Origin of the sequence: Caulobacter segnis, from assembly GCF_029543125.1 — a bacterium.
GTDB lineage: Bacteria > Pseudomonadota > Alphaproteobacteria > Caulobacterales > Caulobacteraceae > Caulobacter > Caulobacter segnis_D.
In genome coordinates, this window is the sequence record NZ_JARQWW010000001.1 from 895,854 (window position 1) to 921,143 (window position 25,290).

At 67.2% G+C, this 25,290-nt stretch carries 18 protein-coding genes and 1 riboswitch; of the genes, 10 read left to right on the top strand and 8 right to left on the bottom strand.

Translation table 11 applies throughout. The annotated features are described in order from the left end of the window. Nucleotides 1-213, top strand: a complete 213-nt coding sequence (locus P7B02_RS04365) for a hypothetical protein (protein WP_277785084.1) — start codon at nucleotides 1-3, stop codon at nucleotides 211-213. On the opposite strand, the gene P7B02_RS04370 is transcribed toward P7B02_RS04365, so the two are convergent. From P7B02_RS04370 to P7B02_RS04385, 4 genes are all read right to left on the bottom strand, one after another. Beyond that, nucleotides 210-1,082, bottom strand: a complete 873-nt coding sequence (locus tag P7B02_RS04370) for a sugar phosphate isomerase/epimerase family protein (RefSeq protein WP_277785085.1) — start codon at nucleotides 1,080-1,082, stop codon at nucleotides 210-212. The genes P7B02_RS04365 and P7B02_RS04370 overlap by 4 nt on opposite strands. Further along, nucleotides 1,082-2,608: a tryptophan halogenase family protein gene (locus P7B02_RS04375; protein ID WP_277785086.1), complete on the bottom strand. Its 1,527-nt coding sequence runs from the start codon at nucleotides 2,606-2,608 to the stop codon at nucleotides 1,082-1,084. Before P7B02_RS04375 ends, P7B02_RS04370 begins: the two co-directional genes overlap by 1 nt. Continuing rightward, complete coding sequence (locus P7B02_RS04380; protein WP_277785087.1) at nucleotides 2,605-4,140, bottom strand: tryptophan halogenase family protein; 1,536 nt, start codon at nucleotides 4,138-4,140, stop codon at nucleotides 2,605-2,607. Before P7B02_RS04380 ends, P7B02_RS04375 begins: the two co-directional genes overlap by 4 nt. Nucleotides 4,141-4,227: 87 nt before the next feature. Beyond that, nucleotides 4,228-7,284, bottom strand: a complete 3,057-nt coding sequence (locus P7B02_RS04385) for a TonB-dependent receptor (protein WP_277785088.1) — start codon at nucleotides 7,282-7,284, stop codon at nucleotides 4,228-4,230. Nucleotides 7,285-7,662: 378 nt separating this feature from the next. On the opposite strand from P7B02_RS04385, the gene P7B02_RS04390 reads away from it, so the two are divergent. The 5 genes from P7B02_RS04390 (at nucleotide 7,663) to P7B02_RS04410 (ending at nucleotide 13,345) form a co-directional block, all read left to right on the top strand. Beyond that, nucleotides 7,663-10,509: an ATP-binding protein gene (locus P7B02_RS04390; protein ID WP_277785089.1), complete on the top strand. Its 2,847-nt coding sequence runs from the start codon at nucleotides 7,663-7,665 to the stop codon at nucleotides 10,507-10,509. A gap of 88 nt (nucleotides 10,510-10,597) precedes the next feature. Beyond that, entirely contained in the window at nucleotides 10,598-11,167 is a 570-nt protein-coding gene (rfbC, locus tag P7B02_RS04395; protein WP_277785090.1) for a dTDP-4-dehydrorhamnose 3,5-epimerase, read from the top strand. Next, nucleotides 11,164-12,216: a dTDP-glucose 4,6-dehydratase gene (gene rfbB / locus P7B02_RS04400; RefSeq protein ID WP_347276635.1), complete on the top strand. Its 1,053-nt coding sequence runs from the start codon at nucleotides 11,164-11,166 to the stop codon at nucleotides 12,214-12,216. Before rfbC ends, rfbB begins: the two co-directional genes overlap by 4 nt. 56 nt (nucleotides 12,217-12,272) lie before the next feature. Continuing rightward, nucleotides 12,273-13,163, top strand: a complete 891-nt coding sequence (gene rfbA / locus P7B02_RS04405; RefSeq protein WP_277785091.1) for a glucose-1-phosphate thymidylyltransferase RfbA — start codon at nucleotides 12,273-12,275, stop codon at nucleotides 13,161-13,163. A gap of 11 nt (nucleotides 13,164-13,174) precedes the next feature. Then, the gene (locus P7B02_RS04410; RefSeq protein ID WP_277785092.1) at nucleotides 13,175-13,345 is read left to right on the top strand and encodes a hypothetical protein; all 171 of its coding nucleotides are present in this window, start codon (nucleotides 13,175-13,177) and stop codon (nucleotides 13,343-13,345) included. A gap of 1 nt (nucleotide 13,346) precedes the next feature. Here the strand turns inward: P7B02_RS04410 and P7B02_RS04415 are convergent, their stop codons facing one another. Beyond that, nucleotides 13,347-14,105 carry a lipid A-modifier LpxR family protein gene (locus P7B02_RS04415; RefSeq protein ID WP_277785093.1) on the bottom strand — a complete coding sequence of 253 codons (759 nt, stop codon included), beginning with the start codon at nucleotides 14,103-14,105 and terminating at the stop codon, nucleotides 13,347-13,349. A gap of 315 nt (nucleotides 14,106-14,420) precedes the next feature. On the opposite strand from P7B02_RS04415, the gene P7B02_RS04420 reads away from it, so the two are divergent. Next, entirely contained in the window at nucleotides 14,421-15,218 is a 798-nt protein-coding gene (locus tag P7B02_RS04420; RefSeq protein ID WP_277785094.1) for a thioesterase family protein, read from the top strand. 61 nt (nucleotides 15,219-15,279) lie between these two features. Here the strand turns inward: P7B02_RS04420 and P7B02_RS04425 are convergent, their stop codons facing one another. Both P7B02_RS04425 and P7B02_RS04430 read right to left on the bottom strand, forming a co-directional pair. Further along, nucleotides 15,280-17,157: a ribonucleoside-diphosphate reductase subunit alpha gene (locus P7B02_RS04425; RefSeq protein ID WP_277785095.1), complete on the bottom strand. Its 1,878-nt coding sequence runs from the start codon at nucleotides 17,155-17,157 to the stop codon at nucleotides 15,280-15,282. A 302-nt stretch (nucleotides 17,158-17,459) separates the two neighbouring features. Beyond that, on the bottom strand, nucleotides 17,460-19,955 hold the full coding sequence (locus P7B02_RS04430) for a CHASE3 domain-containing protein (RefSeq protein WP_277785096.1): 2,496 nt from the start codon (nucleotides 19,953-19,955) through the stop codon (nucleotides 17,460-17,462). A gap of 151 nt (nucleotides 19,956-20,106) precedes the next feature. On the opposite strand from P7B02_RS04430, the gene P7B02_RS04435 reads away from it, so the two are divergent. Continuing rightward, entirely contained in the window at nucleotides 20,107-20,868 is a 762-nt protein-coding gene (locus P7B02_RS04435; RefSeq protein WP_277785097.1) for a phosphatase PAP2 family protein, read from the top strand. Further along, a riboswitch (yybP-ykoY riboswitch) is annotated at nucleotides 20,848-20,945 on the top strand. (Overlaps the previous gene by 21 nt.) Nucleotides 20,946-21,038: 93 nt before the next feature. Then, on the top strand, nucleotides 21,039-21,602 hold the full coding sequence (locus tag P7B02_RS04440) for a TMEM165/GDT1 family protein (RefSeq protein ID WP_277785098.1): 564 nt from the start codon (nucleotides 21,039-21,041) through the stop codon (nucleotides 21,600-21,602). On the opposite strand, the gene putA is transcribed toward P7B02_RS04440, so the two are convergent. Further along, nucleotides 21,599-24,682: a bifunctional proline dehydrogenase/L-glutamate gamma-semialdehyde dehydrogenase PutA gene (gene putA, locus P7B02_RS04445; RefSeq protein ID WP_431355789.1), complete on the bottom strand. Its 3,084-nt coding sequence runs from the start codon at nucleotides 24,680-24,682 to the stop codon at nucleotides 21,599-21,601. The two genes, P7B02_RS04440 and putA, sit on opposite strands and share 4 nt — an antisense overlap. Nucleotides 24,683-24,790: 108 nt before the next feature. On the opposite strand from putA, the gene P7B02_RS04450 reads away from it, so the two are divergent. Then, the gene (locus P7B02_RS04450; RefSeq protein WP_277785100.1) at nucleotides 24,791-25,264 is read left to right on the top strand and encodes an Lrp/AsnC ligand binding domain-containing protein; all 474 of its coding nucleotides are present in this window, start codon (nucleotides 24,791-24,793) and stop codon (nucleotides 25,262-25,264) included. Nucleotides 25,265-25,290 lie beyond the last annotated feature (26 nt).

The following is a 25,290-nucleotide window of genomic DNA, read 5'->3' on the forward strand; positions in this document are numbered from 1 at the left end:
ATGATCCGCACCATCGCCCGCGCCGTCCGCCGCATATGGTCGAGACCGGATGACCCGCGGGCCGAAGACGACGTCGTTCCCCATTTCCCCGGGCGCCGGCGCGCCGATCGGCGGGACCGCCCGCGCGCCTGGTCCGTGCGGCGCACGGTGCTCTTCGTCCTGGTCATGTGCATCCCGATCTGGATGCTCATCGTCTGGCTGATGCTGCGCTAGGCGCCCGACAGGAAATCGCGGCTGATGCGCAGGGACTCAAGCACCGGGCGTGCGAAGGGCGCCTCCTGCTCGACAAAGGCCGCCCGCACCCCGGCCGCCTTGGCCGCCGGGATCACGGCGCTCCAGTCGATCGTCCCGCGGCCGAGCTCGACCGTAGTGAGGGATCGCCCGGGATCCTGCTTCACGGCCAGGTCCTTGAGGTGCAGCAACGCGATGCGCGCCCCATGCTTTTGCAGCAAAGTCACGGGATCGAGGCCGCCCGCGGCGGCCCAGGCCACGTCCAATTGCATGCAGACCAGATCCGGCTGGGTGCGCTCCAGCAGCAGGTCGTAGGCGCGCACGCCTTCGTAGAGGCCCGCCTCTGCAAGATGGTTGTGATAGCCGAGCCGAAGCCCCGCCTTGGCCGCCCGCGCGCCGAAGCGGTTCAGCAGGTCGGCGTTGTGCTTCCAATCGTCCAGGGTCATGGCCCGCGCCAGGGCCGTGTTCCAATCGATCCCCTTCTGAAGCGGCCGGACCGGCGCGGGCGATGAACAGACCAGGTATCGGGCGCCGAGGTCCCGGGCTACGCAGATCGCCCGGTCGGGATCGTCGCGCAAATCCGGCATGGAGACATGGGCGCTGTCGCAGGACAGGCCCGCCGCCTCCAAAGCCTTGCGGAAGGTGTCCGGCGTGCGGCCATGCAAGCCTGCGGCCTCCACCCGCCGATAGCCGATCTCGGCGATGGACCGCAGGGTCGCCTCAAAATCGGCGGCAAGCTGCGCATGCGCCGTCCAGAGCTGCACGCCCAGCGGCCAGGGCGAGCGCGTCGCCAGGGCGGGGGTCGCCACTGCCGCCATGCCGGCCGCCAGCAGCGATCGCCGCGACAGCATCAGACCGTGACCGGAGTCAGGTCGAGCTTCGGCGCGGGACAGACCTTCGCCAGGAACTCGTCATGTGTCGGCAGGGTGGAGACGAACTGCGCCATGCGCGGCCCCGCCTGATCGAGGGTGTTCTCGATCACCGAATAGGGCAGGCGGTCCACCAAGGGATGATATCGCTTGGGATGAACGCCCATGCCCTCCATCACCGAGCGCCAGGAGACTTCGCGGAAGAGTTCGTCCACCCCTTCGCGCAGGGTCGCCGCTTCACGGAAAAGGTCGATCTTGGCCTGCAGGCTGGGCGTGGGCGCCATGGCCTTGTATTCCGCCCAGAACGGCGTGTCGTCGCGCTCGGTCATGCAGTAGTGCAGCACGATGAAGTCGCGGATCTCTTCGTATTCCGTCCGGATCCGGCGGTTGAACTCGTCGGCCAAAGCCGGCGCGCAGGTCCGGTCGGGGAAGTAGCGCAGCAGATAGTCCATCGCCCGATAAACCAGGTGGATCGCGGTGGACTCCAAAGGCTCGATAAAGCCCGAAGCCAGGCCGATCGATACGCAGTTCTTGTGCCAGATTTTCTCCCGGACGCCTGTGCGGAACGGGATGATGTTGGGCTTGATCAACGGCTCGCCGGTGATCCGGCTCATCAAGGTCGCCACCGCCTCGTCGTCGCTGATGTGGCGGCTCGAATAGACATAGCCGTTGCCCGCCCGATGCTGCAGGGGGATGCGCCAGCGCCAGCCGCAGTCCTCGGCGTGGGCGACGGTATAGGGATGGGTGTCTCCGACGTTGGTGGTCTGGATGGCCACCGCCCGGTCGCAGAGCAGCACGTCGGACCAGTCAACATAGCCGACGCCGAGCGCCTTCTCGATCAGCAGGGCGCGGAAGCCCGAGCAGTCGATGAACAGGTCGCCCTCGACCTCCCGGCCGTCCTTCAGCCGGACCTTCTCGATGAAGCCGTCACCGGGGCGGGTGACGACCTCGGTGACCATGCCCTCGGTGCGCACGACGCCCTTGGCTTCGGCGAACCTGCGCAGATAGGCGGCCACGTGCTTGGCGTCCACGTGGAGAGCATAGCCGGCGCCGCCGATGGGCGTTCCTTCCGCCTTGAAGGGCAGCATGAACCGTCCCTGCTCGGCCATGACTGCGGCGGGGGCGAAGTCCAGAAGGCGGGAGGGATGTCCCTTGGTCTTCGCCTTCAGCCAGCAGTCGTAGAAATCGTGGATGTCGAGTTGGCCGCCGATGGATCCGAAGGGATGGAAATAGGTCTCGCCCTTGCGGCGCCAGTCGCGAAACTGGATGCCGAGCTTGAAGCTTGCGTGGGTCGCCTTGATGAAATCCTGTTCGTCGATCTCAAGCTTGCGCAGCAGGTAGACGAAGGGCGGGATGGTCGACTCCCCCACGCCTATCGTGCCGATCTCATCGGACTCTATGAGCTCGACAGCCGCCTGCCCCTGAGCCTGATGGCCGAGCATGGCCGCCACCATCCAGCCGGCGGTGCCGCCGCCCACCACGACGATCTTGCGGATGGGATCGTTCATGCCGGCATCTCCTCTGCGGCCTCGGCCAGATAAGGACCGCAGTAGCGTTCCAGAAAGTCCTGATGGGTGGGGGCGTCCGCAACCGCCCGCGCCACGGAGCGGCGCATCTCCTCCAGGCTGCGGGCGAGGCCGTCGGCGTCGAGCATGTCCACCGCCGGATCATAGTCGTCGGGCATGATCCCGAAGCCGTCGTAGATCGCCAGCCAGCTGGGCGGCGAGAACATCTCCCACCGATAGCGGATGAAGTGCCCGCGACTGCGGAACATCTCGACCTTGTGCGCCAGGGTGTCGGGAATCTCGGCGTCCCGGCAATGCCGCCAGAACGGCGTGTCGGCGCGCTGAGCAGCCTTGTAGTGCAGGATGATGAAGTCGCGGACGCGCTCGAATTCGCGCCTGGACCAGTCGTTGAACTCGTCGATCAGGCGCGAGTCGAAACGACGGTCGGGGAACAGTTGCTTGATCTTCTCGATGCCCGTTTCGATCAGGGCGATGCTGGTGCTTTCCAGCGGCTCCAGGAAGCCGGAAGCCAAGCCCAGGGCCACGCAGTTCTTGTTCCACGTCTTATTGCGACGGCCCGGCATGAAGCGGATGGGGCGCGGCTCGAACAGCAGTTTGTCGGGAATGGTCGAGATCAGCTCGGCCTTGGCGGCCTCGTCGTCGATGAACCGGCTGGAATAGACATAACCGTTGCCGAACCGGTGCCGCAGCGGAATGCGCCAGCGCCAGCCGCAAGAGAGCGCCAGGACGTCGGTATAGGACGGAGGCCCGGGCGTTCCGACGCTCTGCACCGCCAGGGCGCGGTCGCAGAACAGCCAGTGGCTCCAGTCCTCGTAGCCGGTGTTCAGCGTCTGCTCGATCAGCAGGCCGCGGAAGCCGGAGCAGTCGATGAACAGCTCGCCTTCGACCACTCGGCCGTCATTGAGCTCCACCGAGGTGATGAAACCGTCCTCGGCGCGCTGATTGACCTTGCCGATGGTTCCCTCGATGCGCCGCACGCCGTCCGTCTCTGCGGTCTTGCGCATCAGCTGGGCGAAGAGGCCGGCGTCGAAATGCAGGGCCCAGTCGAAGACCGACAGGCTGGAGGGCGGATTGGGCGACGGGGTGACGAACTTGCTGGCCGCCGCCAGGCTGGCGCCGAGGCTGTATTCGCCCAGCGGCCCGGCCTTCCCCGCCTGGCGCATCTTCAGCCAATAGTGATGGAAGCCGACGCCGCGCAGTTCCTGGCCATAGAGGCCGAAGGGGTGGACGAACGACGAGCCGGGCGCGTTCCAGTCGCGAAACCGGATGCCCAGCTTGCAGGTCCCCTGCGTCGCCTTCAGCACGTCCAGGTCGGTCAAGCCGAGCGCCTGATAGAAGCGCCGGATGGTGGGGATGGTCGCCTCGCCCACGCCGATCGTGCCGATCTCGGCGGACTCGATGAGGGTGATCTCCACCGGCAGCTTGTGGAAATGCCGCCGCAGGCTGGCGGCGGCCATCCATCCGGCGGTGCCCCCGCCGACGATGACGATGCTCTGGATGCGGTTGTCCGCCACGTCGGCCTCCCGGTCCGATCTTTCCCTGCATAAAAAAGGCCGCCGTGAGTTTTGTCACGGCGGCCCCTTCCGGTTTGAGGGTTCAGCTTACCAGCGGGCGCGGACGCCCAGGGTGTAGCGAGGCTCGAACTCGTTTTGCCAGACGTATTGGGTCTGACCCTTGGCGAAGCGAGCGTAGTAGTTCTCGATCTCGCCGGTGACGTTGGAGCCGTTGAGGTAGACGGTCACGTTGTCACGCACGGCGTAGCTGACGTTCACGTCCACGTACTGGGTCGAGTCCTGGTAGATCGGGATGTTGTTGCTCATCACCTCTTGCAGGCGGGCGCTGCGGAAGTTGTAGGCCACGCGGACCTGCAGCTTGTCGTCCTGGTACCAGCCGATCAGATTGAACTGGTTCTTGGAGTTCTGGGCGAAGGGCAGCTTCTCGCCATCGACACCCAGACGCGACTCCTCGCTGGGCGAGTAGGTGTAGTTGGTGTCGAAGCCGAAGTTCTCGAGGATCGGCGAGCTGATGAAGTCGCTCATGGCGACCTTGGCGCCGACTTCCAGACCCTTCACTTCGCCGCCGTCGCCCTGGATAGGCAGGGTGACGTTGACCGGACGGCGGATGACGCCGTCCTGATCGGGGAAGCTGCCGGTGGTCGTGCCGTTGGTGACGAAGCTGTCGATCTTCAGCAGGAAAGCCGAGATCGAGAACATCGAGGCCTGACCGACATAGTACTCGAGCGCGGCGTCGAAGTTGTCCGAACGCCAGGGATCGAGGTTCGGGTTGCCCTTGGCCTCGGCGCTGGTGACGATGCGGATGCCAAGACCCGGATCGTCCGCCGTGTTGATCTTCAGCGCGCCGCCGTAGTTGAGCAGGTCGAGCGGCTGCATCGTCTTGGAGTACGAGAAGCGCGCCTTCAGGGCGTCGGTGACCGCGTACTGAGCGTTGATCGACGGCAGCAGGTCCGTGTACTTGCGGCGGGTGACCGTATCGCCCGCATCGGCGTTGGTGTCGCCGTAGTTGCGGGTCTCGCCAGTGATGTTCTGGCGCACCAGCAGTTCGGTGCGGATCATCTTCAGACCCATATCGCCCGACAGCCTGCCGATGGCGAAGTTGGTCGCGGCATAGGCGCTCTGCTCGCGCAGGTCGACGTCGTAGGATTCGCCCGGAACGGTGACGCGGATGGCGCCGCCGAACACCTTCTTGTGGAATTCAGCCGGGTTGTCGAAGTCGCGCGGATCGACCGCCCACACGCCGGGCAGGCCGGCCGTGACGCCGCCGTAGTCATCCACCCAGATGACGTTGTTGTAGGTGTCGAGGCGGGTCGGGGCGTTGACGGTGTAGGGTTGGAATTTCCGCACGCCGGTCAGCGGATCGATGATGAACTCGCCGGCCTGGCACTGGCTCTGGTCCATCACGACGTCGATGGCCTTCCACTGGGCCTCGCAGCCACCGGCCGGAACGGGCGAGCCGTTGGCCTGCACCGCGCCCGGAACGCCGCCGTAGAAGCCCGAGAACAGGTGGAACTGCTCGGCCTCGACCGAGCGGTCGCTGATGCGCGCGCCCACGTCGATGTTGGTGATGAAGCCCAGGAACGGCTCGTCTTGGAACTTGTAGTGGCCGTCGGCGCGGAACACCGACATCTCCGACTGGATCTCGTTGTTGCCTTCGGACGAGAACGCGCCGATCGCGTAGCTGTCCTTGTTGGCCATGTAGTCCTTCAGCGTCTTGCCGGCGCCGAGGCCGCCGCTGATCGGACGGTCGAAGCCGCTCCAGACCGCCTTGTCGCCCGAGATGTTGTAGTGCAGCTGCGGGTTCTCGCCGTAGCCCAGCGGGTTCGGGTCGACGAACCGGCCGCCGGCGCTGCCGACGATGCCGTTGGTGTAGCGGGTCGGGAACTTCGACGCGATCGCGGCCGGATAGAAGGTGCCGCGCGTGCGGTCGGTGGCGTCGCGGAACAGGGTGAAGCGGCCCGGCGCATAGCGCCAGTTGCTCAGGTCGCCCTGGGCTTGGCCGTTCATGCTGAGGCGGTCGCCGTCGGCATAGATGGCGCGGACTTCGGCGGTGAACGGACCGTCGTTGTCGTAGTTCAGCTCGACGTTGAAGTTCTTGGTTTCCGACTTGGTGACGCGGTTCACCGAGAACGAGTTCACCCACCAGGCGTCGATGTCGTACTCGTCGACGGCCAGCCAGGGACGGCCGTTGGTGGTCGAGCCCGTGTTCTGGGACACGGTCGGACGGGACCACACGCCGAAGGCGTCGCCCGACCAACGGTTGGAGATGTTGAGGCCGACCTTGCGGTCATATTCGTCGAGCTTGGCGTAGAAGCCCTCGGCCACCAGGGTGAAGCCTTCACCCAGATCGAACTCGAAGGCGCCGTTCACGGCCAGGCGTTCACGCTCCACGGTACGGGCGAAGCTTTCGAAGCCGTGCGGCGAGATGAAGTTGTTCGGCGCGGTGCCGCCCCAGTCGTTGTTGCCCGACAGGGCCACGGTGCCGGAATAGTTGTTGCCGAGGTTGGCGTTGCTCGCCGCCACGCCCACCAGGGCGCCGACGCGGTCGTTGCGCCAGGAGGCCAGGGCGTTGACCAGCCAGTCGTCCTTCTTGGTGTCGTCGCCGCGCTGATATTCGGCGCCGCCGCTCAGCTGCAGGCCCGACGGCATCTGGAACGGACGGCGGGTGCGCAGGTCGATGGTGCCCGAGATGCCCGACAGGGCGTTGGTCGGGTCGGTGGTCTTGTAGACCAGCACTTGGTTCATCAGCTGGGCGGGGACGTCCATCAGGTTCGGCTGGGCCTCGCCCATGTTGCCGGCGCTGAGGTACTGTTCGCCGTTCAGCAGGGTGATGACCTGCCGCAGGCCGCGGATGTTGACCGTCGCGCCTTCACCGGCGTTGCGCTGGATCTGGATGCCGGACACCCGCTGCAGGGCGTCGGCGATGGTGACGTCGGGCAGCTTGCCGATGTCTTCCGACGAAATGGCGTCCACGAGAGCGGTTTCGGTCCGCTTGACGTCCACGGACTTCATCTGCGAGGCGCGGATGCCGGTGACGATGAGCTCTTCGACTTCGGAGTCCTGCGCATGCGCGATGGTCGAGATCGCCAGGGGCGAGGCCCCCGCCAGCAGCACCGCCGCCAACTTCGTGGTCAGCTTCCTCACGGTCGCTTTCTTGCCTGAAGACACGTTGTTTCCCCTTCCCCGTTGGGTGATGGTTTTCTTTTGAGTGTGAACAGATGAGCGCCCGCGCGCCGGCGCGCGCCTGGCGCGGTCCGGACGTCAGCGATCTCGACGCTCTGGATAGGTCCGACGTCGCCTAGGCGGACGGACTCGAAACTGTGCTGTGCATTGGCCTTGCGTCCTCCCAAACGCGGTCCGGGCGGTTTTCCGCCTGTTTATGATGCTAACTAACGACGCATTGACAGCGCTGTCAAGCGGTCAGACAAAGCTTCGCCACGTTTCCGTCACGCCCGCGGATACCCGCGCACCTTAAGCTTGGCGGTTAGCACCACCTTTAGATGTAGTTGTCATGCTTGCCGCATGACCGCTCTGCGCCGTCCCATCATGCGAGCCCTGGCCATCGGCTCCGTCACACCCGCCGTGGCCTTCCTGGCGTGGGCGTGCGTGGCCCTGACGATGCGGCACAAGCAGCTGACGCCGATCTGGGCGGCGAACGGCCTGGCGCTCACGGCGCTGCTTCTGGCGCCCTGGCGCTACTGGGGCTGGATCGTGGCCGCGGCGGTCGGGGGCAATCTGATCGGGAACGCCGCCGCGGGCGCGACGCCGATTCTCGCCTTCGGCCTGTCGGTCACCGACGCAATCGAGTATCTCGCCTGCGCCTATATCGTCCGCCGCATTCTCGGGGCTCAGGTCGATCTCAGCCAACCACGCCACCTTACCTGGTTCGTGATCGCCTCAGTGGTCAGCGTCCTGGGCTCGGCCCTGATCAGTTCGCTCATGCTGCACGCCCTGGGCCGCGGCATGATCATGCAGAACTTCACCCTGTGGATCCTGGCCAACAGCCTGGGCCTGCTGATCATCACCCCCGCCCTGACCACCCTGGCGCGACGGCCCGACGCCTTCCGCGCCAATCTCTTCGACCGCATATCCATCGCCGCCATCGCGGCCATCGCCGCCATGGTGGTCGCGGTCTTCCACTTCGGCCCCTATCCTTTCCTGTTCTTCGTGCCGCCGCTGGTGTTGCTGCTGGCGGTGCGGATGGAGGCCCTGGGCGCCATGATCGGGGTGGCGGTCACCGCCATAACCGCCGTGCTGCTCAGCGCCGCCGGGGTCGGCTCGCTCGACAACCAGCCCATGGGCGCGGTCGAAAAGGCCATCGCCCTGCAGCTTTTCCTGGCCGTGACCACCCTCACCGCCCTCTTCGTCGCGGCCATGGCCACGCGCGGGCGCCGACTTCAGCAGGAAGCGGTCGCCGCGCGCGACGCCGCCCGTGAGCAGAGCCGGCGCGCCGAGATGGCCGAGGGCGTCGTCGGCCTGGGTCACTGGCGAATGGACCTGCACGACCAGGGCCTCACCTGTTCGCGCCAGATGTTCGACATCTTCGGCGTGGACGAGAACGAAACCAACCTTCTGGAGCTCTCCCGCTCCATCATCGTCCCCGCCGACCGCGCGCGACTGAAGCAGGAGCTGATCAGCATCGTCACCGGCAAAGCGCCGATGAATGACATCAGCATCTCCATCGTGCGGCCGGACGGCGCGGCGCGGCGGCTGTCGATCCGGATGCGCCTTGATCACGATGACGCCGGCGTTCCCGCCGCCATCTTCGGCACGACCCTCGACATCACCGCCCAGGTCGCCAGCGAAACGGCTCTGGCCGAGAGCGAAGCCCGCTTCCGTCTGCTGGCCGAAAACGCCACCGACCTCGTGCTGCAGTGCAATACGCGCGGCGTGCTGACCTATGTCTCGCCGTCCTCGAAGACCTTGCTGGGCTACGATTCCGAAGGCCTGGCCGGCCGCAACGCTCTGGACTTCCTGGTTCGGCAGGACGTCCGCGCCATGCTCGACAGCCTGATCGCCCAGGGCGCCCAAGCGGGGGGCAAGCCGGCGCGCATCGAATACCGCATTCGCAAGCACAACGGCGAAACCGCCTGGTTCGAAGGCCAGCCCGTGATCGTGCGCGATCCGAACACGGACCGCATCACCGGCATCACAGACATCGTCCGCGACATCACCGCCCGCAAGGCGCTGGAGGCGCAGCTCCATGAGGCCCGGGTGGAGGCCGAAGCCGCCGCCGCCGCCAAGGCCGAATTCCTGGCCAATATGAGCCATGAGCTGCGCACGCCCCTGACCGCGGTCATCGGCTTCTCCGAGATGGCCGCCCGCCGACCGGGGCAGGACGTGCAGACTGTCGAATACCTGGAGCTGGTGACCACCGCCGGCCGCGCCCTTCTGGCGACCGTCAACGACATCCTGGAGTTCTCGAAACTGGAAGCCGGCCAGGTGGAGATCAATGCGGTGGACGTGGATCCGCGCGGCCTGGCCGAGCGGACCGTCGCCCTGTTCTCCATCCAGGCCGCCCAGAAGGGCCTGACGCTTTGCTCTACCGGCATAGGGACCCTGCCCCCGTCCGTGCGGATCGACGCCGACCGCGTGCGCCAAGTGCTGCTGAACCTGCTGGGCAACGCCGTGAAGTTCACCGAGACGGGCGAGGTTCGCTTGGACGCCGCCTATGACGCCGACACCCAGATGCTGCGCATCCAGGTCGCCGACACGGGCCCGGGCATTCCGCCCGAAGACATGGAGAAGCTGTTCAAGCGCTTCTCACAGATCGACGGCTCCTCGACCCGCGCCCACGGCGGCACCGGTCTGGGCCTGGCGATCTGCAAGGGGCTGGTCGAGGCCATGGGCGGCGGCATCGCCGTCGACAGCACGCCGGGCCAAGGCTCCTGCTTCAGCTTCTACATCCCGGCCCCGGTCGGGCAGGCCGAGATCGAAGAGGCCGAGGCGGCGCCCCCCGCCATGGCGGGCCGCCGCATCCTTTTCGCCGACGACAACCTGGCCAATCGCCAGCTGGTGCATGTCCTGCTGAACGCCGTCGGCGTCGATGTCCGTCTCGCACGCGACGGCCTGGAGGCGCTGAGCCTCGCCGAGGCCGAAACCTTCGACGCCATCCTGCTGGACCTGCGCATGCCGGGTCTCGATGGCGAAGGCGTCGCCCGCCGCCTGCGGGCCGATGAGCCGGAGGGCGCGCGCCGCCCGATCATCGCCTTTTCCGCCGGCGCCGCGACCCCGGCGCTGATGGAGGTGTTCGACGCCTGGGTCGGCAAGCCGGTGATTCCCGAGACCCTGCTCGCCACCCTCAGCGCCCTTGTCTCCGAGACTGCGCCGGCGCCCCGCAAGACCGCCCGGCAAGCCGCGAAAGGCTGATCGCTCGGATTTTTCCGCAGAGCGCGGCTGCAATCACCGCCTTCTGGGTCTAAGGCAGGGGGCTACAAGCACTCGGACGCTTTCATTCATGGACGTCGAACGTCTCGCCATTCCCGAAGTGATGATCCTCAAGCCGCAGCGTGTTCGCGATGCGCGAGGATTCTTCACTGAACTCTACAGCCGTCAGAAGACCGCCGAACTTGGCCTGCCGGCCTTTGTTCAGGACAATATGAGCCTGTCGGAGAAGACCGGCACTCTGCGGGGCCTGCACTTCCAGACCCCGCCGCATCCGCAGGCCAAGCTCGTCAGCGTGCTGAGCGGCGCGATCCTCGACGTGGCCGTCGACGCCCGTCGCGGCTCACCGACCTTCGGCCGGCATGTGAGCCATGTTCTCGACGCCGACGGCGGGGAGCAGATGTACGTGCCGGTCGGCTTCCTGCACGGTTTCGTCACGCTGAAGCCGGACACCCGGGTGATGTACAAGGTCTCCGACGTCTATGCGCCCGGCTGCGACGGCGCAGTGCTTTGGAGCGACCCTGATCTGGCGATCAATTGGGGGGTCGAGAACGCCATCCTGTCGGCCAAGGACGAAGGCGCCCAGCGCTTCGCCGATTTCGACACGCCCTTCGAATATGCCGAAGCGGAGCCCGTCCCTTGAAGCTGATGGTCACGGGAGGCGCCGGCTTCATCGGCTCGGCGGTCGTCCGCCTGGCGATCGCGCGCGGGCTGTCGGTCGTCAATGTCGACAAGCTCACCTACTCGGCCAATCCGGCGAGCCTGGCTTCGGTCGAGGACCATTCGGCCTACGCCTTCGAACAGGCCGACATCGCCGACGCCGAAGCGATGAAGGCGGTCCTGGCGCGCCATCAGCCGGATGCGGTCATGCACCTGGCGGCGGAGTCCCATGTGGACCGCTCCATCGACGGCCCCCTGGCCTTCGTCCACACCAACGTCACGGGGACGGCCGTCCTGCTGGAGGCGGTCCGCGCCTATCTGCCGACGCTGGAGGCCGGCAAGCGAGACACCTTCCGCTTCCACCACGTCTCAACCGACGAGGTGTTCGGCGCCCTGGGCATGGCGGACCGGCCCTTTGACGAGACCACCGCCTACGCTCCGAACTCTCCCTATTCGGCCAGCAAGGCGGCCTCGGATCATCTGGTCCGCGCCTGGGGCGAGACCTTCGGCGTTCCCTATGTCCTGACCAACTGCTCGAATAACTACGGGCCGTTCCAGTTTCCCGAAAAGCTGATCCCCGTGGTGGTGCTTCGCGCGCTCGCCGGCCTGCCCGTCCCCGTCTACGGCCAGGGCTTGAACGTCCGCGACTGGCTGTACGTGGAGGATCACGCCGAAGCCCTGCTGCTTGTCCTGGAGAAGGGCCGGCTGGGCGAGACCTACTGCATCGGCGGCGAGGCCGAGCGGCGCAACATCGACCTGGTGAAGACGCTCTGCTTGTCGCTGGACGCCATCCAGCCCGCCGCGTCGCCACATGCCCGGCTGATCGAGTTCGTCACCGACCGCCCGGGCCACGACCTGCGCTACGCCATCGACATCGCCAAGATCCGCGGCGAGCTGGGCTGGTCGCCGCGCACGCCCATCGAGGAAGGCCTTGAGCGCACCGTGCATTGGTACCGGGACAACGAGACTTGGTGGCGACCGCTTCTGGAACGCGACGGGGTGGGCCGCCGGCTCGGGCTTTCGTCCTTTTGAGGCGCAGCTGTAGTATCCGTCGAGATTGGCCTTACGGGTCCAAGGAAAACTGAAGAATGCGACGTGGGATCATCCTGGCGGGAGGCGCCGGAACGCGGCTGCACCCCCTGACCCTGGCGGTGTCGAAGCAGCTGCTGCCCATCTACGACAAGCCGATGATCTACTACCCGCTGTCGGTGCTCATGCTGGCCGGCATCCGCGAAGTGCTCATCATCACCACGCCGGAAGACGTCGCGGCGTTCCAGCGTCTGCTGGGCGACGGCTCGCGCATCGGCATGTCGCTGAGCTATGCGATCCAGCCCTCGCCTGACGGTCTGGCCCAGGCCTTCATCCTGGGCGAAGAGTTCTTGGACGGCGGCCCCAGCGTGCTCGTGCTCGGAGACAACATCTTCTACGGGGCGCAGTTCGGCGCACGGCTTGCCGACGCCAATGCGCGCCAGGATGGCGCGACCATATTCGGATATACCGTGGCCGACCCCGGCCGCTACGGCGTCGTGGAGTTCGCGCCGGACGGCCGCGTCCTGTCCATCGAGGAAAAGCCGCAGAAGCCCAAGTCGAATTACGCGGTGACCGGCCTCTATTTCTACGACGGACGCGCCTCGGCCATGGCGCACACCTTGAAGCCGTCGCCGCGAGGCGAGCTGGAGATCACCGACCTCAACCGCCTCTATCTGGAAAGCGGCGACCTGCGCGTGGAGCAGCTTGGCCGCGGCTTCACCTGGCTGGACACCGGCACCCATGACAGCCTCATCCAGGCCGGCGAATTCGTCCGCACCCTGGAGCAGCGCCAAGGCCTGCGCATCGGCTCCATCGAGGAGATCGCCTTCAACAAGGGGTGGATCGACTCGGACGCTTTGCTGTCCATCGCCGGCGGCACGCGCAACGATTATGCGGACTATCTGCGCGGCCTGGCGCGCGGCGAGATATCGGTGAACGTCACCTACTGACGGAGCCTGCCATGAGCGATGACCAAGCCCCTCCCGGCGAGACGCCGATCCAGAAGGCTCTGCGCCTGAAGAACGCCGCGATCGCCGCGCGCCCGAAGCCGCCGCGCGGCGGGCGTTTTCAGCGCGAACAGGCCATGGGCCTGAACAGCTCGAAGTCCCGCAAGCCCTGGACAGGCGGCTAGATCACCACTTCGGCCGCAGGCTGAAGCTGACCCCGACCATGGACGAGTTGATGGTGTCCATGCCGCGGAACTGGTCCTTGCCCTTGATGCGCCGGCCGACATAGCCGAGCGAGGCCTGCATGGCGCCCTTGCGCCAAGCCACCCCGGCCTGGGCGTCGCCTACCAGACGGCTGGTGGCGTCGGTGGACCAGCCGGCCCGCTCCCAGCCGCCGGAGCCTTGCATCAGGTTCATGCCGACCGCGCGGCCCGACGCCGCCGCGAACAGATACCAGCGGCCCTTGTCGCCGAAGCTGGAGCCGTCCTGAACGCCGACCCGGCCCAGGGCGCCGTCCACCCGCTCTTCGAGGTTCTTGCCCACGCGCAGCATGGCGCCGGCCTCGGCGCTGTTGCCGCTGTCGCCGAACCCGATGGCGGCGTGAGGCGACACATCGATGTCCAGCTTGCCCGCCGAGAAGGCGACAGCGGCGGGCCAACCCCTTGTCAGGGTGACGTCATAAGCGTCGACGCTGGCGAAATCCTCGGCGTCGACGCCGGGACTCGGCAGGGTCAGGCCGCCCGCGCGCGGGGCGTAGCTGGCGACGCTGACGCGCACCGAGTCCACGCGCTTGCCGCTCTTGCTGGCGGTGACGGTCTCGCGCGTCGACCAGTCGACAACGCCGTGGGCGGGGTCATAGCGCGTGGGAGAAAGGGATAGCGGAGAGGCGGTCGGTCCCTGCGCCGCGAAGGCGCCGCTCAGGCCAAGCGGGCGCTCACCTTGCACCGCGGAGTCTTGCGCGCTCGTGCTTTCAGCCGACGCCGCGCCCGCGACCGCGCAGGCCGCCAGACAACCAATTCCAACCCAGATCCGCATGGCGGATCCCCCATCCTCCCGATCAGTCCGCGGCCTAGCCCATCCGGACCGCGAGATCGTCATTCGCTGAAACAATCGTTGATCGGGGCGTCCGGTTCCGAGCCGTGCTGCACCGCGGCGGGTCAGGCTTTTGTGATGTTCGTAGTGAATCCGCCGGACGGTGGAGCTGTTGACGCTCCGAATGACCATGGCCAGAGTAAGTCTTTAAACAGGACCAATAAACGCATGACCGACGCCGCCGTCGCCCTGACCCCGTATTCCAGCCTTGTCGAGGGCGTCCGAAGTTCCGGTCGGGCCGACATCCCGGGCGACTGGCTTCAGGGGCGGACCACCTATGGCGGGCTGTCAGCGGCCCTTTGCGTGGAGGCGGCCCAGCACGAGCTCGAGAGCCTGCCGCCCTTGCGCTCGGCCATGTTCACCTTCGTCGGGCCGGCAGGGGGCGAAGCGTCCTTCACCACCGACATCTTGCGGCGGGGCAAGTCGGTCACCGTGGTCAATGTCGACATGCATAGCCAAGGCGGCCTGGCGACCCGGGCGACTCTGTGCTTCGGCGCGGCGCGAGCCTCGAAACTGGACGTCACCAGCATTGCGAAGCCGACGGTCTCCGCGCCGACGGACTCCGTCACCCTGCCCAGCCGGGCCGGCCCCGGCTTCAGCCAGCATTTCGATCGGCGCATCGCCGGCGGCTCGACGCCGCTGGCCGGCGGAGGAGACCCGGAGCTTCTCTGGTGGATCCGCCATCGCGACGAACGGGCCGGGGCGAAGGCCGCCTCGCTTCTCGCGCTCGGTGACGTGCTGCCGCCGGCCGCGGCGGTGCTCTACAGCGACTGGGCGCCGATCAGCTCCATGACCTGGATGGTCGAGTTTCCCGAAGTCGAAGCCACCCCGCAGGACGGCTTCTGGCTCTGCCAGAGCCGGGCGGAGGTGACCGCCGCCGGCTATTCCGCCCAGGCCATGACCCTGTGGGGCGAGGGCGACCGCCCGATCCTGATCGGCCGCCAGACCGTGGCCGTGTTCGGCTAGGCCCCAAAGCAGAAGGGCCGCCCCTTTCGGAGCGGCCCCTCGATGCTTCGGATGCTTCGCCTTACTGGCAGGCGAGGCATTCCTCGTAGTCGGTGCGCGGCGTGCTCATGGTCTCGGCCGCCGCAGAGCCCTCGGCGCCGTCCGCACCGGCGTAGGCCGCGCGCTGAACCGACTTGGAGCGCAGGTAGTAGAGCGACTTCACGCCACGCTCCCAGGCCTGCCAGTGCAGCATGTGCAGGTCCCACTTATCCACGTCGCCCGGCAGGAAGATGTTCACCGACTGCGACTGGCAGATTTCCGGGGTGCGGTCGGCGGCCAGTTCGACCACCCAGCGCTGATCCAGCTCGAAGGCGGTCTTGAACACGTCCTTCTCGTCTTGGGTCAGGAAGTCGAGGTGCTGAACCGAGCCTTCCTGTTCCAGGATCGAGCCCCACACCGCTTCGGTGTTTTGGCCCTTCTCGTCGAGCAGGCGCTCCAGATAGGGGTTCTTCACCGCGAACGAACCCGACAGCGTCTTGTGGGTGTAGATGTTGGCCGGGATCGGCTCGATGCCCGCCGAGGTGCCGCCGCAGATGATCGAGATCGAAGCGGTCGGGGCGATGGCCAGCTTGTGCGAGAAGCGCTCCATCACGCCGCGCTCGGCGGCGTCCAGGCACGGGCCCTTCTCTTCGGCCAGCAGCTTGGAGGCCTTGTCGGCCTCTCGGCGCAGGTGCTTGAACAGGCGCATGTTCCAGCTCTTGGCCAGGGCGCTCTCGAACGGGACGTTCTGAGCTTGCAGGAACGAGTGGAAGCCCATCAGGCCCAGACCCACCGAACGCTCGCGTTGGGCGGCGTAGACGGCGGCGGCGGCCGGCGACGGGGCGCGCAGGATGAAATCTTCCAGCACGTTGTCGAGGAAACGCATGACGTCCTCGATGAAGCGGGGCTCATCGCGCCACTCCAGGAAGGTCTCGGCGTTCACCGACGACAGGCAGCAGACCGCCGTGCGGTCGTTGCCCAGGTGATCGGCGCCGGTGTGCAGCATGATCTCGCTGCACAGGTTCGACTGGCGCACCGACAGACCCAGGTCCTTCTGGTGCTGCGGCATGGCGCGGTTCACGGTGTCGGAGAAGATCAGGTAGGGCTCGCCGGTCTGCATGCGCAGGTCGAGGATCTTCTGCCACAGGTCACGGGCGTCGACTTCGCGGACCACTTCGCCGGTCTTGGGCGATTGCAGACCGAACTTTGCGCCGTCGCGGACGGCCTCCATGAAGGCGTCGCTGATCGAGATGCCGTGGTGCAGGTTCAGGGACTTGCGGTTGAAGTCGCCCGACGGTTTGCGGATTTCGAGGAACTCCTCGATCTCCGGGTGGTGGATGTCCAGATAGACCGCCGCCGAACCGCGGCGCAGGCTGCCCTGGCTGATGGCGAGGGTGAGGGAGTCCATCACGCGGATGAAGGGAATGATGCCGCTGGTCTGGCCTTGGCCCTTCACCTTTTCGCCGATGGAGCGGACGCCGCCCCAGTAGGTGCCGATGCCGCCGCCGTTGGCCGCCAGCCAGACGTTCTCGTTCCAGACGCCGACGATCCCGTCGAGGCTGTCGGACACCGAGTTCAGGAAGCAGCTGATCGGCAGGCCGCGGTCGGCGCCGCCGTTGGACAGCACCGGGGTCGCCGGCATGAACCACAGCTTGGAGATGTAGTCGTAGATCCGTTGGGCGTGATCGGCGTCGTCGGAGAAGGCGGTCGCCACGCGGGCGAACATGTCCTGGTAGGACTCGCCCGGCAGGAGGTAGCGGTCCTCCAGGGTGGTCTTGCCGAAATCGGTCAGAAGGGCGTCGCGCGAACGGTCCACCTGGACCTTGCTGACGACATGCAGGTGGGGCCGCTCGGCTGGCCGCATCGGCGCCGTCCGGGCGCTGGTGGTTGCCTGCTGCTTCGCCGCTTCACTCGCCATCATCTGCCCCAAGATCCTGTACTTTAAACACTTTCGGCCGGGTCCGCTCCCCGCCGTCAGCTGTCTAGATGTTGTGCCGGCTGCCCTGCACCGACCTACATATGGGGCCATGCAGGCTCTGAATCGTCAACGGGGTGAATGGGGCTTAACCAGACTTTTTCGTTAACAACCTGTTGACGACCAAAGGTCCGGGGCGGGTCCGTCAACCCAATGTTCAGCAATGGCGGGCCCCTGCGGGGCGCCGACCTTTCGAGCCGTCCGAAATGAAAATTTTTCGGCCCGCGGATTGTCCTGCGGGACAACCCTTAGGGGTTCTCTTCGCCCCGCTCGGCGGACAGCTTGCGCGCCAGGGCGGCCAAGTGGTCGAGAGTAGTGCGGGACTTGGTCAGAACCTCGTCCACGCTCTCGAAGGCCCCATCCTCAAGCTCCTGGGCCGAGAACACGATCACGGGAATCGCCTCCCCGTTCGCCCCCTTCAACAGCGGCAGCAGCTCCAGGCCTGAACCGTCGGGCAAACCAAGGTCGAGAATCACCAGGTCAGGGCGACGCGCCGCCAGAATCGCGCGCGCCTCGATCACGCTCTGAGCCCGGATCACCTCGCCCGCGTCGCCGAGCGCCTCGCCGACCAGGTGCAGGACGTCGGGATCGTCGTCCACATGCAGAATCAGCGGCCCGTCGTGGCGCGACCTCTGGATCACCGTCTCGATGGCCGAACGGATGCGGGTCGAATCAAGCGGCTTGGCGATCCAGTCGACGATCTCTACCGCCGCCCCCTTCAGATCGTCGGGACTCGGCGCCTCCAGCGAGACCACCACCACCGGCAGAGCCCGGTTGTCGCCCTGAAGGCGCAGCCGCTTGAGCAGGTCGAGGCCGTGCCCGTCCGGCAGGTTCAGGTCCAGGAACAGGCCCGCATAGGCGCGCTCCGACAGAACGGTCTCCGCGGTGGTCAGGTCGGTGACCAGTTCGGTCCGAACGCCCTCCGCCTCAAGCAGGGCCTGCAGCAGAGCGCCGGCCTGGGGATCGCTCTCGCAGATCAGGAAGGTGGACGCGCCCTCGATCGCGCGCGGCGCGCGGGGCGTGAGGACGGGCAGGTCCATGTGGAACACGGCGCCCTTGTCTGTCTCCGATTCGAACCACAGCTTGCCGCCGTGTCGGTCGGTGATCTCCTTGCTGATCGCAAGGCCCAGGCCCGTGCCGCCGTCCTCGCGGGTGCTGGAGCCGTCGGCCTGGGCGAACTTGCTGAAAATCCGCGAACGGAACACTTCCGGCACGCCGGGGCCATGGTCACGCACGCTGGTGCGGATCGTGTCGCCGTCCAGAACAAAGGAGACCTCCACCGGCTTGCCGGCCGGAGAGAAGCGCGCGGCGTTGGCGATCAGATTGCTCGCCACCTGCGTCAGGCGGTCGGCGTCGCCCCGCACCATCAGCGGCGCCTCGGGCGCGGCCACCATCACCTCGATCCCCAGCCTGCCGGTGTAGCCGCGCAGGCCCTCGACCGCCTGATGCACGACCTGGATCAGATCAAGCTCCGCCTCGGCGAAGCGCATCTTGCCGGACTCGATCTTCTGGATGTCCAGGATGTCGTTGATCAGGCGGACCAGACGCTCGCAGTTCTTGTGGGCGATGGTGATCAGACGATCGGCCCGCTCCTCCAGCGGTCCGGCGACCCCGCCCTTCAGCAGGCCCAGCGACCCCGCGATGGAGGTCAGCGGCGTGCGCAGCTCGTGGCTGACGGTGGAGATGAACTCGTCCTTCAGCTGCTCGATGCGCTTGCGCTCGGAGATGTCGCGCACCACCGCCACCACATGCAGGCCGCGGCTGAGGCGCATGGAGCCGAAGGCCACGTCCACGGGGAAGGTCGTGCCGTCGGCCCGGCGCCCGGTCCCCTCGATCACCACGCCGTCGCGCAGGGTCTCGCCCGTCAGGCCGATTCGCTTGAGGAAGGCCCCCTCGCCCTTTGAAGGCAACTCGATGACTACGCCCAGGTCACGGCGCTCCAGCTCCGCCGCCTTGCGGCCGAAGGTGCGCTCGCCGGCCCGGTTGATGGTCTCAATGCTGCCGCTGGGATTAAGCGTGATGATGGAATCCACGGCGCTGTCGAAAACCGCCTGGTGGCGGGCCGCCGCCTCCTGAAGCCGCAGGGAGATGGCCTCCCGCTCGCGCAGGGTCCGCAGGATGGAGACCCCTGCTCCCAGGATGAGCAGGGCCAGGAAGATGAAGAGGCCGCCGGTCAGAAGCTCCGTTCCACGGCGCGCGCGCTTGGCCTCGTCCAGGCGATGCTCCAGCAGGGCGACCTGGTGCCCTTCGATCGCGGCGATGGTTGTACGCGCTTCGTCCATCAGCCGCCGGCCGACGCCCGAGCGTATGCGGGCGAGGCCTTCGTCGGTCCGGCCATCACGGCGCATGGAGATCGTGAGCTTCAGCTCCGCCATCTTGCCGTCGGCGACGCGGCGCAGCTGCCGCATGCGGCCAGCCTGGGCGGGGTCCACCAAGGACTCCAATTCGGACATGGCGTCCGGGATCTCGTTCGTGGCGACGAGGTAGGGCCCAAGGAAGGCGTCATCGCCCGTGATCATGTAACCGCGCTGACCGGTCTCCGCGTCCTGCAGCAGGGACAGCACCTTCTGGGTCTGGGTGCGCGTCAGGAACGACTGGTTGAGCGCGTCGCGCATGGCGTCCTCGCGCCCGAACGCCTGCATCAGGATGTAGCCCGCCAGAAGCAGAATGGGGACCACCGCCAGGGCGGCGGCCAGGGCCACGCGCACGGCGCGGCTTTGAACGGCGGGAAACGTGTCGGCCATCAGGCGCCTCGAAACGAAGATCCGGCCCGCTATGGCCCAGAGCGGTTGAAGTAACCCTTACTACACAGGCGCTGCGACAATCGAGCTCAGCCCTGCGGCCTAGCTACGAGTTTAGACGGCAACCGGTTGTGCGGGCGCACGTTCAACCGCAATGGCGCCGCTTGCCCAAAGAATCACCGCCTTACTCGAGCGCGCCATCCGGTTCGGCCGCACCGAACTGGCCGCTCTGTGCGCGTTGCTCACCGCCGCCGGCGGCGGCCTCGCCTTCATAGAGATCGCCGACGACGCCAGCGAGGCGGACGGCCAGCGATTCGACCAGTTCATCCTGGATTGGCTTCGTCCAGGGGCCGACCCGCGCGACGCGCTGGGGCCGCCCTGGCTGGAACGGGCCATGGGCGAGCTGACGGCCTTGGGCGGGATCGCGCCTCTGGTGCTGATCGCCAGCCTGGCCGTGGCGTTCTTGCTGCTGAAGAGACGGGGCGGTTCGGCCCTGCTGGTCGCCCTGTCTCTCAGCGGCGGCGTGGTCATCAGCCAGACCCTGAAGGCGCTCTACAACCGCGACCGGCCGCCAGACATCTTCCGCGCCGAGGAGGTGATCAACGCCAGCTTCCCCAGCGGCCACGCCATGCTGTCGACCATCACCTACCTGACCCTCGGGGCCTTGCTGGCCCAGGCCATGGATCGCCGACGCCTGAAGATCTTCATCTTCGCGGCCGCCGTGCTGATCGCCGCCTTGGTGGGAATGAGCCGGGTCTATCTGGCCGTGCACTGGGCCAGCGACGTGCTGGCCGGCTGGAGCCTGGGGGCCGCATGGGCCATGGCCTGCTGGCTCGTCGCCTGGCTCGTGGAGCGACGCCGCGGCTTGCTTTCGCCGGCGCCGCGGCCTAAAGACCCCACCGTCACTGGGGAGTAGCCGCCCGCGTCCATCAGCGGGGTTCGCGTCAACAGACTTGGGTTTCGGCCCATGGCGCGATCAGCCTTCAAAGGCCTGGCGAGACCTTTGGCTTTCACGCGCGGTCTAGCGGGGCCGTGGGCGTGAGACGCCATAGGTCCAACCAACGCGGCCCCGCGAACGACGAATTCATGGAAGCCTTCCTCGTCTCCACGGGTCTCGTGGCCATCGCCGAAATCGGCGACAAGACCCAGTTGCTGGCCCTCCTCCTGGCGACGCGGTTCCGAAAGCCCGTCCCCATCATCGCCGGCATCCTTGTGGCGACCTTGCTCAACCACGCCTTGGCGGCGGGGATCGGCGCGGTGGCGGGCCAGTTCCTGCAAGGCCCCTGGATGCGCTGGGTTCTGGGCGCGGCCTTCCTCGCCTTCGCCTTCTGGGCGCTGATCCCCGACCGGCTGGAAGAGGACGACGAGCCGAAGATGCGCGGCGGCGGCTCGGTGTTTCTGACTACGGCCATCGCCTTCTTCTTCGTGGAGATGGGCGACAAGACCCAGGTGGCCACCGCCGCCCTGGGCGCGCGATTCGAGAACATCGCCCTGGTCACCGCCGGCACCACCCTGGGCATGATGATCGCCAACGTGCCGGCGGTGCTGATCGGCGAGGCGGCGGCGACCAGGCTGCCGCTCAAGGCGATCCGCTACACCGCCGCGGCGTGCTTCGCCGCGGTCGGCTTGTGGGTGCTGATCGCCGGCTAGAGGTTCAGCAGGCTCGGGTCGCCGCCTTGGGCGGTGATGTTGACGCTGACCGCTCGCTCCACGCAGTAGCGGCGGAGCGAATGCGGTCCGCCGGCCTTTGGGCCAGTGCCCGACAGGCCTTCGCCGCCGAACGGCTGCACGCCCACCACCGCACCGATGATCGAGCGGTTCACATAGACGTTGCCGGCCGGCACGTAGCCCTGGACCGCCCGGGCGAAGGACTCGATGCGAGAATGGACGCCCAGGGTCAGGCCATAGCGGCGCGCCGCCAGGGCGCGGGCCACCGGCTCCAGGTTTTCGGGGTCGTAGCGGACCACGTGCAGGATCGGGCCGAACACCTCCCGCTCCAGGAAATCGGCGCTCGGAATCTCCGCCAGGACCGGGCCGAAGAATGTGCCGCGGGTCGGGGCCGCCAGACGGTGGATCACCTTGGCGTCCTTCTCCAGCCGGGCAAGATGCTTCTCCAGCGCCTCGCGGGCCTCCTGGTCGATGACCGGGCCGACGTCGGTGGCCGGATCGGCGGGCTCGCCCACCACCAGGGCGTCCATGGCCCCCTTCAGCCCCTCGATCATGCCGTCGGCGGTGTCCTTGGGCAGGAACAGCAGACGCAGGGCCGAGCACCGCTGACCGGCCGATCCGAAGGCCGACAGGATCACGTCGTCGATCACCTGTTCGCGCTGGGCGGTGGTGTCGATGAACATGCCGTTGAGGCCGCCGGTCTCGGCGATGAACGGCACGATCGGCCCCTCACGGCCGGCCAGGGTCAGGTTGATGCGGCGGGCGGTATCGGTGCCCCCGGTGAAGGCGACGCCGTCGCAGCGAAGATCGGCCACCAGCGCCGCACCCACCGTCTCGCCCCTGCCCGGCAGCAGGGCCAGCAGGCGCGGATCGAGACCGGCGGCGTGATAGAGGCGCACGGCTTCGGCGGCGATCAGCGGCGTCTGTTCCGCCGGCTTGGCCAGAACCGCGTTGCCGGCGGCCAGGGCCGCGGCCACCTGGCCGGTGAAGATGGCCAGGGGGAAGTTCCACGGGCTGATGCAGACAAAGACGCCGCGTCCGGCCAGGGCCAGGGTGTTGGTCTCGCCCACGGGCCCCTTCAGCACCTCCGGCGCGCCGAACTGGGTCTCGGCGAGGTTGGCGTAGTAGCGGCAAAAATCCACCGCCTCGCGCACCTCGGCGACGCCATCGGCTAGGGTCTTGCCCGCTTCACGGACGCACAGGCCGATCAGCCGGTCGGTGTTGGCCTCCAGGGCGTCGCCCATGGCGCGCAGGATCTTGGCCCGCGCGAGGCCTCCCGCGCGGTCCCAGTCGGGCTGGGCCGATCGAGCGGCGTTGAAGGCGGCGTCGATATCGGCGCCGCTCGCGTCGTTCACCCAGCCGACGATGCGGTCATGAGCAGCGGGGGAGACGGCCGCCACGGCGGCGCCCGAGTCGACATGCCGCCCCACGACCATCGGACCGGCGGACAGACGCTGACCATCCAGGGCCACGGCGGCGCTGAGCAGACGCACCCGCTCCTCGGCGATCGACAGGTCGACGCCGGCGGAGTTGAGGCGCTGTTCGCCATAGATGAGCGCCGGGACAGGGATCTTGGCGTGCCGCTGGGCGCCGGCCGCCTCCACGGCCTCGATCGGGTCGACCACCACGCTTTCGGCCGGAACGCGCTCATCAAGCAGAGCGTGGACGAATGAGGTGTTGGCGCCGTTCTCCAGCAGGCGGCGGACCAGATAGGGCAGCAGGTCCTCATGGCCGCCCACCGGGGCGTAGGCCCGCAGGGTGACGCCGTCATAGAGATCGTCGGCGGCCTTGTAGAGCGCCTCGCCCATGCCGTGCAGGCGCTGGAACTCGATCTTCACGCCGGCCGCCTTGGACAAGCGCTTCACCGCCGCGAGGCTGTGGGCGTTGTGGGTGGCGAACTGCGAATAGATGTGGGGCGACGCCTCGATCATCGCCTTGGCGCAGGCCAGGTAGGACAGGTCCGTGGCGGCCTTGGTGGTGAACACCGGATAGTCGGGACGGCCGTTGACCTGGGCGCGCTTGATCTCGCTATCCCAATAGGCGCCCTTGACCAGACGCACCATCAGCCGGCGTCCGCTGTTCCTGGCGATGTCGGCCACGGTGGCGACGGTGTGGGTCGCGCGCTTCTGATACGCCTGCACAGCCAGACCGAGGCCCCGCCAATCACCCAGCTCCGGCTCACGGGCGAGGCGGTCGAGCAGCTTCAGCGACAGGGCGAGGCGGTCGGCCTCCTCCGCGTCGATGGTGAAGTTGATGTCGTGGCGCGCGGCGATCTGGGCCAGGCGCTTGATGCGCGGATAGAGCTCCTCCCAGACCCGCGTCTCCTGCACAGCCTCGTAGCGTGGAGACAAAGCCGAAAGCTTCACGGACACGCCGTGTCCATTCTCGGGGCCGGCGCCGTTGGACAGCCTGCCGACCGTGTCGATGGCCTCGGCATAGGCTCGCTCGTAGCGGGCGGCGTCCGCGGCGGTGCGCGCGCCCTCGCCCAGCATGTCGAACGAGCACATATAGCCCTCGTTCGCCGCACGCTTGAGCGCCGCCTCGATGGTGCGGCCTAGGACGAACTGTTCGCCCATGATGCGGATGGCCTGGCCGACGGCGGCGCGGATCACCGGCTCGCCCACGCGGGCGGCCACCCGCTTGATGAAGCCCGGCAAGTCGCTCTGGGCCTCGTCATCCACCTCAACCAGCCGGCCGGTCAGCATCAGACCCCAGGTGGAGGCGTTGACGAACAGGCTGTCGGACTTGCCGAAGTGGCTGGCCCAGTCGGCCGAACCGATCTTCTCGGCGATCAACCTGTCCTTGGTCTCTTCGTCCGGCGTGCGCAGCAGCGCCTCGGCCAGACACATGAGCGCGAGGCCTTCCGGGGTGGACAGGGAGAACTCCTGCAGGAAGCTCTCCACAACCCCATGGCGTCGCGCGATGCGGCGTGCGGTGCGCACCAGGCCCTCAGCCTCGGCGCGCGCGCCGGCTCGCTCCTCGGGGGTCAGCGGCGGCTTGGCCAGGAGAGCGGCGAGGACTTCGGCTTCGTCGCGGTACTTGTGGGAATCGAGACTATCCATAGCGACGACCGAGTTTCGAGAACGAAGTTGCTTCGACATATCCAAGCCTTCTCGAAATGTGCGCTGTTTGATAAGGCGTCAGCCAAAATATTATTCGGAGCGAACGCCATGGACCGGAGGCCTTTCAGCCCGGATGAGACCGATCGCCGCCTCATGCGCACTTTGCAGGCGGACGGCCGCATCACCAACCAGGAACTGGCCCGCGTCTGCCATCTCAGCCCGGCCGCGTGTCTGGAACGGGTCCGCCGCCTGCGCGACGCCGGCTACATCACCGGCTATGCCGCGATCCTGGATCCGACCAAGGTCGAGCGCGGGCTGCTGATCTTCGTGGAGGTCGTGCTCGACCGAACCACCGGGGACATTTTCGAAGCCTTCGCAGTCGCCGCGCGCCGCGCGCCAGACATTCTGGAATGCCATATGGTGGCGGGCGGCTTCGACTATCTCATCAAGGCGCGCGTTAAGGACATGGAGGCCTATCGCGCCTTCCTGGGGGACACCCTGGTGCAGATGCCGGGCGTGCGCGAGACCCGCACCTATGCGGTGCTGGAAGAGGTGAAGAGCGACGGCCGCCTGCCGATCTAGCGCCTTCAGCGCTGACCGGCAGACGA